The sequence below is a fragment of the Aquabacterium sp. genome (assembly GCF_041909175.1).
Lineage (GTDB): Bacteria > Pseudomonadota > Gammaproteobacteria > Burkholderiales > Burkholderiaceae_C > Aquabacterium.
Genome location: NZ_JAYRDZ010000004.1, coordinates 330,483 through 345,553, shown reverse-complemented (window position 1 = coordinate 345,553; position 15,071 = coordinate 330,483). Strand labels below are relative to the sequence as shown.

Genomic DNA, 15,071 nt, shown 5'->3' with positions numbered 1-15,071 from the left:
CAGCCGTCGCATCGTGGGTTGGCGCCAGAGCAGCTCCATGCACACAGACTTCGTGCTCGACGCACTGGAGCAGGCCCTGTACGACCGTAAGCCGTCCGAGGAAGATGGTCTGATTCATCATTCCGACTGAATCGCCCCGGAGATCCTAGACGCTTGTAAGCCTCAAACTACTGGCCCAGAAGGAGCCGAGATGAGCACCAAGCGTTACCCGGAAGAATTCAAGATCGAGGCGGTCAAGCAAGTGACCGAACGCGGCCACACGGTGGCCGATGTGTCGAGTCGATTGGGCGTCAGCGCCCACAGCCTTTACAAGTGGATCAACGAGGCCAGGCAGCCTGCAGAGGTGCGCCACAGCCAGCTGTCTCAGGCCGAAGAGCTGCGCCGGCTGAAGGCCGAACTCAAACGCGTGACCGAGGAGCGCGACATCCTAAAAAAGGCCGCAGCGTACTTTGCCAAGCAGTCCGGGTGAGGTACGCGTTCATCGAGCAGGAGCAGCCCCGCCACAGCGTTCGATTGCTCTGCCACGTCATGCAAGTCCACCCCAGCGGCTACTACGCCTGGAAGACCAACCCGGTCAGTGCCCGCGAGCTCGACAATCAGCGCCTGCTGCCCAAGCTCAAGCAGGCATGGCTGGAGAGCGGTGGCGTGTACGGCTATCGCAAGATCACGCTGGACATGCGGGATCTGGGTGAGGGCTGCGGCAAGCACCGGGTGTATGGCTTGCTCAAGCGCGAAGGCCTGCGGTCACAGACTGGCTACAAGCGCAGGCCAGGCAGCAAGTCAGGGCCGCCTGCTTTGGTGGCGCCCAACCATCTGCAGCAGGTGTTCACGGTCAGCCAGCCCAACCAAGCCTGGGTGACCGACATCACCTACATCCGCACGCATGAAGGCTGGCTGTACCTGGCCGTGGTGCTGGACCTGTATTCACGGCAGGTGGTGGGCTGGTCCATGGGCAGTCGCATCGACACCGATCTGGTGCTGGCAGCACTGCTGATGGCGATTTGGCGGCGCCAGCCCAAGAACCCGGTGACCTTGCATTCCGATCAGGGCTGTCAATTCACCAGCCACGAGTGGCAGGACTTCCTTAAGAGCCACAACCTGGTGGCCAGCATGAGCCGCCGCGGCAACTGCCATGACAACGCTGTGGCTGAGAGCTTCTTCCAGTTGCTCAAGCGCGAGCGCATCAGGCGCCAGATCTATCCCACCAGGGATCTCGCCCGCAGCGATGTCTTTCACTACATCGAAATGTTCTACAACCCGCGACGCCGTCATGGCACTGCCGAAGGCCTGTCTCCGGTAGAGTTCGAACGACGTCAATCCCAGCGGCTCAAAAGTGTCTAGGGAAGCCGGGGCGATTCATGTACCGGCCGAGAACACCTTTGATCAAATGGGCCTGCTACGGTTTAGCCCCTTGTGCGCAAAGCTGATAGCACTAGTGGAGGCACCAAGTGCGTAAAGCCCTAACTGGTCGTTCAACGTGGACGCGAAGCTTGCCTGAATTTTGTGGACAGCTTGGCCTAACTGCGTATTTTGGATAGCTTGTCACCAGCCGATCTCTGAACGGACAGCAGTAGGACTCAACCAAATGCCAACAAGCCTTATGGCAACATCAACCACCATTGGATGGCTGGTGCTTGTCGCCCTGATCATGTGGGGCGTCAAAAGTGCTGGTCAGTTACCAAAGGCGTTCCGTCATCGCTCTTGCCAGGGCTCTGCATGGTTGGCAGCGTTCCCTGAAGCGTCCAAAGCTGACATACGGCAGTTTCTGGCGTTGTTCGTCGAAGCGTTTGCGTTCAAAGACGAGCAGAAGTTGATGTTTGCGCCAAGCGATGAGGTTTTGGCGGTATATCGCGCGCTGTATCCAAGCCGGTGGATGCCTGATGCCTTGGAGCTTGAAACCTTGGCCGATGACTTGAGTCGTCAATACGGGGTGTCATTGCAGGCGGTCTGGCATCAACAACTCACTCTGGGGCAGTTGTTTCTTGAAGTGCAGGCACATGGGCACGCAGTCAACGCTCCCTAGGCCCCTCAATCACAACTGAAGTGATAAGAATCATCCAGATTCATGCCCAGCACCAGCGTGCGGATGTTGGCTGCTTTCGAGGCCGTGCACAGCGCATCACGCGCGCCGCTGGTGTTGTTCTGGTAGGCCGAGTCGTATTCGATGTTGAACACTGGCTTGTTGAGGCTGGTGAAGGCTGAATAGCCGCTGCACTCGCTGTAGTAGTTGCACTGCTCGTTGATGGCGAAATCAAAGGTGCAGGCCAGTGAGGAGAGCTGGTCCACATCGTTTTTCAGGCCGACCTTCAAGCCCAGGGCGTGGGCTTGCTGGGCGAGGTAGGTGTTGTAGTCCAGCTGGGTGGCTGCGGTGAGGGCAAAGCCCGTGGTGTTGGTGTAGCCGTCCACGTTGTCGGGGTCCACGGCGTCGCAGCCTTTGCTTTGGGCCAGCTTCATGCGGGTGACCATGATGCTGCGCACGTTGTCAGAGCGGGTGTCGAGCCAGTATTCACCAGCCCAGCCGTCCAGCCCGTTGCCTTTGTCGGCGGGGGCGAAGTTGCTGTAGTCATCGCGCCATTCTTCGGCGCTGCCGGCCGAGAAGTAGCACACGACCACACGGCCCGCGTTGTGCAGGGCTGTGATGGTGGCTTGTGTGGTGTCGAACAGGTCCACGTCGTAGACCTTCACGTCGTAGCTGGTGTTGAGCGTGCCGGTGAGCTGAATGGTCCAGGTGTCGGCTGCCGTGGGGGACCACGATGAGGTCGAGCCACCACTGTCGCCCGAATCTGAATCAGAGCCCGAAGAGCCGCCACCACCGCAGGCCGCCAGTGTCAGAGAAAAAGCCAGGCCCAGCAGGCCCTTGAGAAACTGGTTGCGCATGCGTTGACTGCCTGACGTTGTTCAATTGCCCATGAATTCGGACGATGCTAGCAGCGGCCTTGGCCGGCGCCGGTGCATGGTGCGCAACAGGCGTTACAAGGTTCACAAAACTTGACTTGGCGAGCAGGGCGCACGCTTTTTGCGTGAGGCCTGTGCAACGGGGCTGGGGTGGTCGCACTTGCGACATGCCTGACAAAGCCCGGTTGCCACGGGAGTGCACGCAGCATGAGCAAGATCGGTATTTTTTTCGGAACGGAAACCGGCACCACGCGCTTGATCGCCAAGAAGATCCATGCACGGCTGGGCGATGAGCTGGCAGCCAAGCCCATCAATGTGAACCGCATCGAGCCGGCCGACATGCTGCAGTACGACGCGTTGATTCTGGGCACCCCCAGCTACGGCGTGGGGCAGATTCCAGGAGCCTCGGCAGGGTGCCTGGAGTCGAACTGGGAAGAGTTTCTGGCCAAGATGCCGCAGGGCGATTTCACCGGCAAGCGCGTGGCCCTGTTTGGGTTGGGTGCGCAAGAGCGCTATACCGAGCGCTTTGCCATCTCGCTGCGCCGCTTGTATGACAAGCTGCAGGCCATGGGGGCCGAGCTGGTGGGCGACTGGAGCACCGAGGGCTATACCTTCGAGCAGTCTGCCTCGGTGGTCGATGGGCGCTTTGTGGGGCTGGTGATTGACCAGCGCACCCAAGGCATGCTGACTGACGCCCGGCTCGATGCCTGGGTGGCCCAGGTGAGGCCCTTGCTGGTAGAGCGCTTGGGTTTGTCGGCCTGAGGGCGCCCCATCCCCCGAATGGAGGGGGCCGTGAAGCCTCGCTTGAATTCACGCGCGATTGCCGTCAGCATGGCGGCCTCGCGCCTTGGCGCAGCTCGCACTGGAATTCAAGCTTTTATGCCGCGTGTCACCGTTTTGTTGAAGTGGCTGCTCATCGTCACAGGCACCTTGCTGTTGCTGGTGGTGCTGTTCTGGCGTTCGCTCATGGGCTTTGTCTTGCATGACTTGCCCTTTATGGGCAGCAGCTTTGACGCCAAGGCGTGGTCCACTGCCTTGAAGTGCACCAGCGACAAGGACTGCATCGACAAGGACATGGCCTGCGTGCGTGGCTCGATGTTTCGGGACCTGTCGCGCAAGCACCTGACGCCTGGGGTGCCTCGCAGCCAGGTGTTGGCCCTGCTGGGCGAGCCGACCTTGGTGACCAAAGACAACTGCGTGGACTACGAGTTGGGCTATTGCTCAGGCTTCAAGATCGATGGTGACTACCTGCGCGTGTGCTATGACCAAGGAGACAAGGTTTCACGCGTGTTCCATTGGCAGAGCTGACTGAACCATGCGATCACTTCGTCGCGTTTTGATCGGCCTGGCGGGGCTGGCCAGCACCAGTGCTTTTGCACGTGGTGGCCCGGGCGGCGCCATAGGGGCCATGCTGGAAGCCCTGCTGATGCTGACCATTGTGGGGGGCCTGGTAACGGGTGGTCTGTCTGTGCGTTGGCTGGCGCGGCCTCCTTGGCGGTTTCTGGGCCTGTCGGTGTTGCTGACGTTGGTGCTGGCCTTTGTGGTGCCTATCCTGGGCCCGTTGCTGGGAGTGCCCGTCCTGGTTTTCTTGGCCGTGTTTGCTTCGGTGAGCTATCTGGCTCGCCCTGATGACGTGCCCACTGACGGCGCTGACCTGCAGGCAGCGGCCCGCTGGACTTGGCGCGATGGCGCTCAATGGCTGGCCGCCAGTTACCTGTTCTGGGTGGTGGTGTCGCTGTTCAGCTTCGAGTTGCTGGTGTTTTTGGCTGTGCCGCCGCTGCTGGCGATATTCCCGCAGTTTCTGGCCCGGTTCTGGCCTTTCATCTGGCCGCCGCTGGTGCTGGCTTTGGTGGTGGCCGGGGTGGTCACGGGTGTGGCTGGCCGTTGGCTGGGGTTGAGCCGGCGCTGGGCGCCCATGCTTTTCAACGTCTGTGTGCTGGTGGCGTTCTTCGTGTCGGCCGACGCATACCGAGGCTGGTTGATGGCGCGCGATCTGGCGACGCACCAGCCGCGACACTTTGACAGCCGGTCATTTCTGTCGTCGGTGTGGGGCTACAGCGAGTACGGCAGAGGCACCCACGCAACGTTTGAAGAAAACGGCAAGTTCTACTACTGGAGCTATGCTGAGTGCCGGTTTGTGGCTGCGCCTTGAGCTGGCGTTGGCGGGTTAACCGCGTTTGACCAGTTGCAGCGCCAGTTCGTAGGTCAGATGGGTGTGTGGCACGCGGGTGTAGGGCGGCGTGGGCCATTGCCAGCGTGACAGCGGGAACATCGCGCGCATGGCGTTGATGTCGCAGTGGTAGGGTGGGCCTTCAATGCGGCCTTCTTCGGTGGCGGCTGGGCGCACCGACTGCATGAACATCACCCACAGGCTGCCACCTGGCACCAGCCAGTGCCAGACCTGTTCGGCATAGTCCTTCCAGTGGTCGGGGTGGATGGCGCACAGGCAGGTCTGCTCGTAGATGGCATCAAATTTGGTGTTGGGGTGGTAGCTCAGCACATCGGCTTCCACTACCTGGGCAAAGGCGCCTTGAGAAGCCAGCAGGGCACGGGTGTGCTCGACAGCAGCCTGGGTGTAGTCCACTCCCACCACATCAAAGCCCCGTTGGGCCAGTTCCAACACCTCCCACCCTTTGCCGCAGCCCGGCACCAGGATGCGGCAAGGCGACAACTCGCCGTTTTCAAGCCAGCGCAGCAACTGGGGGTTGGGGCCTCCACGGTCCCAGGGCGTTTCCTGCTTTTCGAAACGTTCTTGCCAGAACGATTGGGTCGGGCCACTCATGATCAACCTCGCTGGATGGTGTGATCAGGAGTGTATGCCGCGCTGCGAGGCCAGATAGCGTCTGAGTTCGTCTGCAGGCATGGGGCGGGCATAGAGGTAACCCTGGGCCATCTTGCAACCGGCTTCGACCAGATAGTCAGCATGGCGCTCGGTCTCGACCCCCTCGGCCAGGGTATCGAGCCGCAAGGCGTGGGCCATGGCCAGGATGGCACGCACGATGGCGTCGGCATCGGCGTCGTCGGGGGCTGTGGCCACAAAGGCCCGGTCAATCTTGAGGCAGTCCAGCGGCAGCTTGCGCAACATGGAGAGCGACGAGTAGCCGACGCCAAAGTCGTCAATGGCCATGCGCACGCCCAGCGAACGCAGCCGGCTCATATTGGCGATGGTGGTCTCGGGCTTGCCCATCAGCGTGCTTTCGGTGACTTCCAGCTCGAGCCAGCCGGGCGCGCACTGGCTGGCTTCCAGCGTGGCGATCACCTCGTCGGCGAAATGGGCCCGTTGCATTTGCAGGTGCGATACGTTGACGCCGATGCGGGGCACGGCCAGACCTGCCTCGGCCAGCTGGCGCATGAGCTGGCAAGACTGGCTCAGTACCCACTGGCCCAACTGGTCGATGAGGCCAATCTGCTCGGCGATCGGGATGAAGACATCTGGTGGGATCAGGCCGCGCAAGGGGCGCCGCCAGCGCAACAGGGCTTCCATCCCGACCACACGCCGGGTCTGAAGATCGAGCTGTGGCTGATACCAGGCTTCGATCTCGCCGCGCTGCAGGGCTTCTCGCAGGTCGTTGGCCAGCTCGGCGCGTTCGCGCGACTTGGCTGTCAGGTCAGGGGTGTACAGCCGCAGCCAGCCGCGTGCGTTGAGCTTGGCTTGCGTGAGTGCCGTGTCGGCATTGCGCAGCAAGGTTTCCACAGTTTTGCCGTCGTCAGGGTAGAGGGCGGCACCGGCGCTGGCCGTCAGGGTGACGGTTTGCCCGCCAATCTGGATGGGCTGGCTGATGGTGCGCAGCAGGTCGGTCATCAGCTGGTCGGCGGCCTCGGGGAGCGCATCGGTTTTGCGCAGGATCACGAACTCGTCACCCGACAGGCGCGCGAGCACGTCGTCTGCTGTCAGCACAGCGCGGCAGCGTTCGCCAATGGTGGTCAGGATGCGGTCGCCCACATCGTGGCCTTGGCTTTCGTTGATGAGGCGGAAGTCGTCCAGCCCGATGATGGCGACCAGCGCGGGTGAGGGCGCTTGGGTCTGGTCTTGCCGGATGTGCTCGGCCAGCGTCTGCCGGAACAGGGCCCGGTTGGGCAAACCCGTGAGCACGTCGTGCGTGAGGATGTAGCGAAACCGAGATTCCGCGCTTTTCTGAGGGGTCAGGTCGGTGAAGGTGACGGCCAGTTGCTGCACGGTGCCTTGTTCAGCCGCCAGGGGTACCACGGCCAGCAGGCCTTCCAGTTCGATCCCCGATACGGTTTGCAGCGCGCCGTCGCCTTGCCAGTGCCCGTTGTGCTCGAGGGCGTCGAGCAGCGTTTCCGGGCGTGGGTAGCGCAGCAGGTCTCGCAGGGGCATCTGGCACAGTCGCTGGGCGGTGAGACCCGTCAGCTTGCACAGGGCGGGGTTGACCCGCTCGATCTGGCCATGGCTGTTGCAGACAAGCAAGCCATCGCTCAGGGAGTTGATGACGCGCGACCAAGCGTTGATCTCACGCTCATGGGCGAGTTCGTCGGTGATGTCGATGGACACACCCACCAGGCCGATGGGCTCGCCGGCTTCGTTGCGCTGGACGGCTTTGTATATCCGCAGGTCGTGGATGCGGCCGTCTACAAAAGGCAGACGCTGGATGGTGACGCTGACGCCGTCGGCCGCCAAGGCTTGTTTGTCCGAGGCGATGCAGTCGTCGGCGAATTCGGCGGGCATGACATCGTGGAAGGTGTCTGCTGCCAGAAACTGCGCTTCTGTGATGCCGACGCCGTCACAGAAGGTCTTGTTGACATATTCCATGTGGCCCAGGCCATCATGAAACCAGATGCCCACCGGGGCGATGTCGAGCAAAAGCCGGAGCTTGTCCCGATGACGCCGAAGCTCATCGACCAATGCTGCAGCATCGGCTTGCGCCGACAGGTTTGATACTGCCACTTCCTGTACTCCCTGCAGCCCTGTGGGCCTGCAACGAGTCTAGGGTGATCCGCGCAACAGGGCTGTGCAATATTTGTTGTTACGCGTATGTTTGCCAAGCGGCAACACCAATGTGTTGCCGCGTAGCCAACTCAGTCGAGTTGCATCGTGCCCTTGCGGTTGAAGTTGTCGTGCCACGACAGGGCTTCTTCGATGAGGTGGGGCGTGTGGCCGCCACGCTGGCAGGCGCGCTCGAAGTAGTCGTTGAGCTGGTCGCGGTATTCGGGGCCAGCGCAGTTGTCGATGATGACGCGGGCGCGTTCGCGCGGCGCCAGGCCACGCAGGTCGGCCAGACCACGCTCGGAGACGATGATGTCCACATCGTGCTCGGTGTGGTCCACGTGCGAGACCATGGGCACGAAGCTGGAAATGGCGCCTTTCTTGGCTTCGGACTTGGTGACGAACACCGACATCAGCGCGTTGCGGGCGAAGTCACCCGAGCCACCGATGCCGTTCATCATGTTCGTGCCGCCCACGTGGGTCGAGTTCACGTTGCCGTAGATGTCGCACTCCAGCGCGGTGTTGATGGCAATCAGCCCCAGTCGGCGGATGATTTCCGGGTGGTTGCTGATTTCCTGCGGACGCAGCACCAGGCGCGACTTGTATTGGTCGATGTTGCCAAACAGCCGGTCGTAGGTGGGCTTGGTGACGGTGATGGACGAGGCCGAGGCGAACACCATCTTGCCCGAATCGAGCAGCTCGATGGCGCTGTCTTGCAGCACCTCGGAGTACATCTTCAGGTCATGGAAGGGCGAGTCGATCAGGCCATGCAGTACGGCGTTGGCAATGGTGCCAATGCCTGATTGCAGCGGGGCCAGCGAGTAGGGCAGTCGGCCGACTTTCACTTCGTGCTTGAAGAAGTCGATCAGGTGACCAGCGATGGCGCGGGTTTCGTCGTCTGGCGGCAGGGCGTTCGAGGGGCTGTCGTCCTGCTGGGTGATGACGATGGCGGCGATCTTTTCCGGGTCGACCGGGATGTAGGGCAGACCGATGCGCTGCTCCGGCGAGATCAGCGGAATGGGCAGACGGTGCGGCCGGTAGGTGGGGAAGAACACATCATGCAGGCCTTCGAGTTGGGCCGGCATGTTGAGGTTGAGCTCGATGATGACCTTCTTGGCCAGCATGGCAAAGGTGGCCGAGTTGCCCACCGAGGTGGTCGGCACGATGCCGCCAGTTTCCGTGATGGCCGACGCCTCGACCACGGCGATGTCGACCGGAGGAATCTGACCGGAGCGCAGTTGCTCGACGGTTTCAGACAAGTGCTGGTCAATGAACATGACCTCGCCCCGGTTGATCTTGCCGCGCAAGGTGGCGTCAGACTGGAAGGGCATGCGCTTGGCCAGGACATTGGCTTCCGACAGGATCTTGTCGATGTCGTTGCCAAGAGAGGCGCCGGTGATGAGGGTGATCTTCAGCGGGTCCTTCTTGGCGCGAGCGGCCAATGCCACCGGCACTGCTTTGCAGTCACCAGCGCGGGTGAATCCGCTCATCCCGACGGTCATGCCGTCGGCGAAGAGCTTGGCGGCCTCGTCGGCAGACACGATCTTGTCGTGGAGCCGGGCCAGACGAATGCGGTCGTTATGCATGTTGTCTCCGATATCTGCTTCTCGTGGATCTCAGCGCATCCAACGGTGTGTGCGCGCGAGTATAGAAAGACAGATGTATTCTTGCTGCGACTTAAAGTTATGCTTGGTATTCGGAAAATTCATGCCTCAAGAAAATCATGGACTTACGGGCCTTGCGGTATTTTGTCGAAACGGTGCGTCAGCAAAGCTTTACACAAGCGGCAGTCAGCTTATGCGTGACGCAATCCACGATCAGCAAGATGGTGCGCCAGCTGGAAGACGAAATGGGCCAGCCTTTGCTGATTCGCGAAGGCCGCCAGGTGCGGCTGACCGATGCCGGACAGATCGTGTTTGCGCGTGGCCAGGAAGCCCTCGCGCTGGTGCACCAGTTGCAGCGTGAGGTGTCGGACCTGGCCAGCTTGAGCCGAGGTGAGCTGACAGTGGGCCTGCCCCCGACCGTGAATGTGCTGTTTTCACCGCTGGTGCGGCACTTCAAGGAGCGCTACCCGCAGATTGAGTTGAGCATCCGCGAGGCGGGGGGGCAGGTGGTCGAGCAGCTGGTAGCCAGTGGTGAGCTGGAGGTGGGGGTGAGCGTGTTGCCGGTAGACCCAGCCTTGGGGTTGGAAACCGCTGTGCTGGGGCGCTACCCGGTGTGTCTGGTGGGCCCCAAAGATGTGGCCTGGGCTGACCGGCCGCGCTTGGGTCTGCAGGTGTTGCACCAGCAACCGGTGGTGATGCTCAGCGACGACTACGCCCTGACCCGGCAGTTGCGCGCCGCCTTCCAGAAAGCGAACGTGATGCCGCACATGGTGGCGCAGAGCGGGCAATGGGACTTTCTGCTTTCGCTGGTGCAGGCCGGCATGGGCACGGCCCTGTTGCCCGAGCCCGTGCTGCAGCGGGCCCACCTGGGCGATGACATCGTGGTGCGACCGCTGCATGACACGGCGGCGGTCTGGACCATTGCCATGGTCTGGGCGCACGACCGCTACCTGTCGCATGCCGCACGGGCCTGGCTGGATGTGTGTCGGGACTTCAGTTCGCCGGCGCCGTCAGCAGGCCGTCTTCCTGCAGCAGTTGCTCCAGACACTGCTCCTGGATCCGGTAGAAATCCTTGATGTCGTGAATCTGGCCCAGCACTTCCTGCGTGTGGGCTGGGTCGGTCTGCTTGCGCTTGACCGCCAGGATCATCTTGTTCTTGTTGGTGTGCTCCAGCGAGATGAATTCGAACACCTGGGTGTCGTAGCCGCAGGCATCCAGCAGCAGGGCGCGCAGGCCGTCGGTGAGCATTTCGGCTTCCTGACCAAGGTGCACGCCGTGTTGCAGGATGGGCCGCAACGGATGCGGGCTGAGCAGTTGCGGGCGGATCTGCTTGTGGCAGCACGGTGAGCAGATGATGATGTCGGCCCCGGTGCGGATGCCGGTATGGATGGCGTAGTCGGTGGCAATGTCGCAGGCGTGCAGGGCGATCATCACGTTGATGGTGCCGGCCTGGTAGTCACGCACGTCGCCGCAGTCAAACTGCAGGCCGTCGTGGTGCAACTCGCGGGCTGCCTGGTTGCACAGGTCGACCAGTTCCTGGCGTAACTCCACCCCGGTCACACGGGCTTGTTTGCCCAGGGTGTGGCGCAGGTAGTCGTGCATGGCGAAGGTGAGGTAGCCCTTGCCTGAACCAAAGTCCACCACGTGGATGTCAGGCTGTTGCGCCAGCCGTGAGCCTTGCAGGGCTTTGTCGACGATCTCGATGAATTTGTTGATCTGCTTCCACTTGCGCGACATGGCTGGAATCAGCTGGTGCTGCCGGTCCGTGATGCCGAGCGCGGTCAGGAAGGGCCGGTTCAACTCCAGGAAGCGGTGCTTTTCGCGGTTGTGAGCCTGTTGCGGTGCCTCGGGCTGGTGTTCTCCCTTGCCAGTGCGCAGGGTGGCTTTGCCCTTCTTGCTGAACGCCAGCTGGATTTCTTCTGTGGGCGTGAGCAAGTGGGCGTTGCGGAAATCGGTGCCGGTGAGCGCCTTCAGGGTGGCCAGGCCTTCAGCCAGGGGCAGGTTGCGCGTGATGTCGCGGGTGGCGTGGCGGTAGACAAAGGACAGGCAGGGCTGGTCCTTGAGGCTGACCGGCCGGGCCTGGATGCGCTGCAGGTCGCTTTCTTCACCCTTGTAGTTCGCCAGGATCACCTTGACCAGGGTGCCTTGGTCCAGGTGGGTCTGGACCAGCGAGAAAAAACGCTCACGGGTCTGGACGGAGGCGGGATCGGGCAGGGACGCGGCGGACATGCAGGGCCTTTGACGTAAATCGGGGTCGAACCTTCGATTTTCCGGGTTTTCGGGCGCTTGATGAGGCAGACTTCAAAGCATTTGAGCCAAACCGGAAAAGAAATGACGATGCACAGCGCGGCACTGGTCAATGTGGCAGAGATGAAGCTGGCCGAGCAGGCGGCCATGGCAGCCGGTGTGCCGGGGCTGGAACTGATGGAGCGCGCGGGGCGCTCGGTGGCCGAGGCCATCACAGCGCGCTGGTCTGCACGCCGTGTGCTGGTGCTGTGCGGCCCGGGCAACAACGGTGGTGATGGTTTTGTGGTGGCCCGGTATCTGGGCCAAGCCGGCTGGTCGGTGCGGGTGGCCTTGCTGGGTGCGTGGGAGAGTCTGCGAGGCGACGCCCTGGCCCAGGCCGAGCGCTGGGCCGCGCATGCCGGCCCTGGCAGCATCGACTTCGCGCGGGCCACGTTGGTGCCTATCGGGCCTCAGATGCTGGATGAAGGCTTTGACCTGGTGGTGGATGCGCTCTTTGGCACCGGCTTGGCCCGACCATTGGAAGGGGCCGCTCGGGAGGCGCTGGCGCTGGTGAAAGCCCATGGCAAGCCGGTGGTGGCCGTGGACATTCCCAGCGGGGTGTTTGGTGACACCGGTGAAGACGGCGGCGCAGCGCCGGCCACCTTGACAGTGACCTTTTTCCGCCGCAAGCCGGCCCATGCGTTGATGCCGGGGCGGCGCCTGTGCGGCGAGGTGGTGGTGACCGACATCGGTCTGGAGCCGACGTCCGATGTGGTGCTGCCGAGCACGTTCGTCAATGACCCGTCCATATGGCTGTCCGAATGGCCCACGCTGGACGATGACAGCCACAAATACCGCCGCGGCCACAGCCTGATCTATGGCGGTGGCGTGATGACCGGTGCCGCACGGCTGGCTGCCCGGGCTGCCGCGCGGGTGGGCTCCGGCCTGACCACGGTGGTGGCGCCAGAAAGCGCCTGGGGTGTCTATGCCAGCAGCCTGACCAGCATCATGCTGCGGGCGCTGCCTGGCCGCGATGTGCACACCCTGGCCAGTCAGTTGAGCTGGCATCTGGCCGATGCCCGTTTCACCGCGGTGCTGGTGGGGCCGGGGGCGTCGGGCGGGCTTGATGAGTCCATCTTGCCTTTGGTGGATGCGGCCTTGAGTTGTGGTCGCCCCGTGGTGCTCGATGCCGATGCCTTGACTGCCTGCCAGAAGCCGGAAGGGGCCTGTTCCACAGCGATTCGTGCCAGTGCCCGACCGGTGGTGCTGACGCCGCACGAGGGGGAGTTTGCGCGCTTGTTCCCGCAGGCTGCCACGGAAGGCGGCCCGGACAAACTGAGCCGGGCGCGTTGGGCGGCCAAGGTCAGTGGTGCGGTGGTCGTGCTCAAGGGCCCCGATACCGTGGTCGCCAGCCCATGTGGCCGCGCGGTGGTCAACACCCACGCCACCCCAGCTTTGGCCACCGCGGGCACGGGTGATGTGCTCGCCGGGCTGATCACTGGCTTGCTGGCGCAAGGCATGCCGGCCTGGCACGCCAGTGCTGCAGCCGTCTGGGTGCACGGTGCTGCGGCTCTGGCGTTTGGCCGTGGGTTGATGGCCGAAGATTTGCCCGAGCAGGTGCCGGGCGTGCTGCAACACTTGCTGGACTGATGGTGGGCAGCTGAGGCCAAGGCCTCAGCCAATGCACGTGCGGTTCTTGCCCGTGCGCTTGGCCTCGTACAGGGCCACGTCGGCGCGGTCGAGCGCGGCTTCGATGGCTTCGCCCGCGCGGTACTGGGTGACCCCCGCCGAGAAGGTGATGAAGACCTTGCGCTCGTCCTGCGTGAAGAACTCTGCACTGAGGGCGCGCTGCAGACGGGTGAGGACCTGCTGGGCTTCTTCCGCTTCGGTATCGGCCAGCAGCACCACGAACTCCTCACCGCCATAGCGGGCCAATGAGTCGCTGGGACGCAGGCTGGCACCCACGCGCTGTGCCAGAAACTGCAGGGCGACGTCGCCTGTTTGGTGCCCCAATTGGTCGTTGAGCTTCTTGAAGTTGTCGACGTCCAGCAGGCCAATGGCCAGTTGCCCGCCGTTGCGCTGCATGCGGGCTTGTTCGTTTTCGAACGCACGCATCAGGCCGCGGCGGTTCGCAATCTGCGTCAGGGGGTCGGTCGACACCTCGTCCGACAGGCGCCGAATTTCGTCCTCAAGGCTCTTGACCCGGTCGGTGAGCTCGCTGGCACGCTGATGCTCCGTCTCGATACGGGTCTGCGCCTGCTGTACCAGCCCTTGCACGGTGCGGCTTTCTTCCACCATCTCTCGCACGACGCCTGCCAGGCTTTCCAGGGAGTCTGCCTGGCCGATGGTGTCGGCATAGCGGCCGAGGTTTTGCTGAAAGCGGTCGGTGGTGGTGCCGAGGGCTGCCATTTCCTGCAGCATCTGGTGAATGAGCTGCGTCAGGGCCTGACGGGCTGATTCGCGGTCCTGCTTGAGTTGCTTTTGCCGGTTGCGGGTGCCTTCCAGCAAGTCGATCATGTGGCGCACACCACGGTTGTGCAGGCCGTCTTTCACCTGAAACTGCATGGCCTGGCATTGGCCCTGCACCCAGGAATCGTCTTCGGCCAGGTCCACCAGGCTGCTGGTGAGCGATTCGCACAGCTCTGTGAGCTGGGTGACCAGGTGGTGGCGGTGCTCGATGATGCGCCGTGCCTGCGCACAGGCTTCGGTGATTTCCTGGCTCAAGGCCTGTGTCTGCTCGGGCGGCAGCGTTGCCTGGGCTTGCTCCAGTGCCGATTGCAGGCGCGTTTGTGCTTCGGTGGACTGGGCATCCTGCGTGGGCAGGGCGATGACCACCGTCTGCTGCAGCTCTCCTGCGCTGTGGGTGGCCAGCGGGGGCCAGCCCACTGGGGCGTCCGATGTTGGCACGCCAGACGACGCCAGAGCGGCTGCTGGTGCGGACGAGCCGTCCGCGGCGGGCGCGCTCGCCTCCGCACCTTCAATCACTTCGACGGTGTCGTCGTCTGCACTGTCGGTGTCCCAGCTGGTCACCAGTTGGCCCAGGCGCTGGTGCAATCGATCAGCCGAGTTCTTGCTGCCTTCCAGCACGCGCTTGAGGCTGTCCTTCTTGCGTCCGGTCGTCCATTGCCGGCTGCCGCGTTCGGCGCCCCGCACAATGCGGTCGATCAGGCTGGACCAGCGTTGCCCGTCTTCTGCCGGGGTAATGCCCTCTGGTCCATCCAGTGGCGCCGGGGCCGTGGGTGGTGGGCTGCTGGGTTGCCCTGACTCGGCCTCGTAGGCCCGTTGGTAGTTTTCTGGCGTGGGTTCAAGTCGCTGCTCGGCCAGACGCCGCAAGGCGGCCTTGGCCAGCAAGGCGGGTGTGGGCGGTGTGGCGCCGCTTCCCGATTGGCTGCTCATGTTGT

The 15,071-nt window shown here is 62.9% G+C and carries 13 protein-coding genes and 1 pseudogene; 8 read left to right on the top strand and 6 right to left on the bottom strand.

The window, feature by feature from the left end; genetic code table 11:
- The 3 genes and pseudogenes from ACE3PH_RS08445 to ACE3PH_RS08435 all read left to right on the top strand — a co-directional run.
- A pseudogene (locus tag ACE3PH_RS08445) lies at positions 1–127 on the top strand (IS3 family transposase); the annotation flags it as partial.
- 63 nt (positions 128–190) lie between these two features.
- A protein-coding gene (locus tag ACE3PH_RS08440; protein WP_256497082.1) for an IS3 family transposase occupies positions 191–1,341 on the top strand; the annotation gives its coding sequence in 2 pieces (ribosomal slippage) (positions 191–437 and positions 437–1,341; 1,152 coding nt in all).
- A 259-nt stretch (positions 1,342–1,600) separates the two neighbouring features.
- Entirely contained in the window at positions 1,601–2,023 is a 423-nt protein-coding gene (locus ACE3PH_RS08435) for a hypothetical protein (protein WP_374317828.1), read from the top strand.
- Positions 2,024–2,028: 5 nt separating this feature from the next.
- Here ACE3PH_RS08435 and ACE3PH_RS08430 read toward each other — a convergent pair whose 3' ends face one another.
- On the bottom strand, positions 2,029–2,877 hold the full coding sequence (locus tag ACE3PH_RS08430; protein ID WP_374317826.1) for an endo alpha-1,4 polygalactosaminidase: 849 nt from the start codon (positions 2,875–2,877) through the stop codon (positions 2,029–2,031).
- A gap of 225 nt (positions 2,878–3,102) precedes the next feature.
- Between ACE3PH_RS08430 and ACE3PH_RS08425 the strand changes: the two genes are divergently transcribed.
- The 3 genes from ACE3PH_RS08425 (at position 3,103) to ACE3PH_RS08415 (ending at position 5,047) form a co-directional block, all read left to right on the top strand.
- A complete protein-coding gene (locus tag ACE3PH_RS08425; protein WP_374317823.1) occupies positions 3,103–3,657 on the top strand; it encodes a flavodoxin in 555 nt (184 codons plus the stop codon).
- Between the two features lie 117 nt (positions 3,658–3,774).
- Complete coding sequence (locus ACE3PH_RS08420; RefSeq protein ID WP_374317821.1) at positions 3,775–4,203, top strand: hypothetical protein; 429 nt, start codon at positions 3,775–3,777, stop codon at positions 4,201–4,203.
- A 7-nt stretch (positions 4,204–4,210) separates the two neighbouring features.
- On the top strand, positions 4,211–5,047 hold the full coding sequence (locus ACE3PH_RS08415; RefSeq protein ID WP_374317819.1) for a hypothetical protein: 837 nt from the start codon (positions 4,211–4,213) through the stop codon (positions 5,045–5,047).
- A gap of 15 nt (positions 5,048–5,062) precedes the next feature.
- Here ACE3PH_RS08415 and ACE3PH_RS08410 read toward each other — a convergent pair whose 3' ends face one another.
- From ACE3PH_RS08410 to ACE3PH_RS08400, 3 genes are all read right to left on the bottom strand, one after another.
- Positions 5,063–5,677 carry a methyltransferase domain-containing protein gene (locus tag ACE3PH_RS08410; protein WP_374317816.1) on the bottom strand — a complete coding sequence of 205 codons (615 nt, stop codon included), beginning with the start codon at positions 5,675–5,677 and terminating at the stop codon, positions 5,063–5,065.
- Between the two features lie 24 nt (positions 5,678–5,701).
- Positions 5,702–7,801 (bottom strand): putative bifunctional diguanylate cyclase/phosphodiesterase, encoded by a 2,100-nt coding sequence (locus ACE3PH_RS08405; protein ID WP_374317814.1) that lies wholly within the window; start codon positions 7,799–7,801, stop codon positions 5,702–5,704.
- 131 nt (positions 7,802–7,932) lie between these two features.
- Positions 7,933–9,426 carry an acetyl-CoA hydrolase/transferase family protein gene (locus tag ACE3PH_RS08400; RefSeq protein ID WP_374317812.1) on the bottom strand — a complete coding sequence of 498 codons (1,494 nt, stop codon included), beginning with the start codon at positions 9,424–9,426 and terminating at the stop codon, positions 7,933–7,935.
- Positions 9,427–9,563: 137 nt separating this feature from the next.
- Between ACE3PH_RS08400 and ACE3PH_RS08395 the strand changes: the two genes are divergently transcribed.
- Positions 9,564–10,520: a LysR substrate-binding domain-containing protein gene (locus ACE3PH_RS08395; RefSeq protein ID WP_374317810.1), complete on the top strand. Its 957-nt coding sequence runs from the start codon at positions 9,564–9,566 to the stop codon at positions 10,518–10,520.
- Here ACE3PH_RS08395 and ACE3PH_RS08390 read toward each other — a convergent pair.
- Positions 10,438–11,673 (bottom strand): SAM-dependent methyltransferase, encoded by a 1,236-nt coding sequence (locus ACE3PH_RS08390; RefSeq protein ID WP_374317808.1) that lies wholly within the window; start codon positions 11,671–11,673, stop codon positions 10,438–10,440. The genes ACE3PH_RS08395 and ACE3PH_RS08390 overlap by 83 nt on opposite strands.
- 102 nt (positions 11,674–11,775) lie before the next feature.
- Here ACE3PH_RS08390 and ACE3PH_RS08385 point away from each other — a divergent pair, with 102 nt between their 5' ends.
- Positions 11,776–13,320 carry an NAD(P)H-hydrate dehydratase gene (locus ACE3PH_RS08385; RefSeq protein ID WP_374317806.1) on the top strand — a complete coding sequence of 515 codons (1,545 nt, stop codon included), beginning with the start codon at positions 11,776–11,778 and terminating at the stop codon, positions 13,318–13,320.
- 24 nt (positions 13,321–13,344) lie between these two features.
- On the opposite strand, the gene ACE3PH_RS08380 is transcribed toward ACE3PH_RS08385, so the two are convergent.
- Positions 13,345–15,066 carry a diguanylate cyclase gene (locus ACE3PH_RS08380; RefSeq protein ID WP_374317804.1) on the bottom strand — a complete coding sequence of 574 codons (1,722 nt, stop codon included), beginning with the start codon at positions 15,064–15,066 and terminating at the stop codon, positions 13,345–13,347.
- Positions 15,067–15,071: the final 5 nt, after the last annotated feature.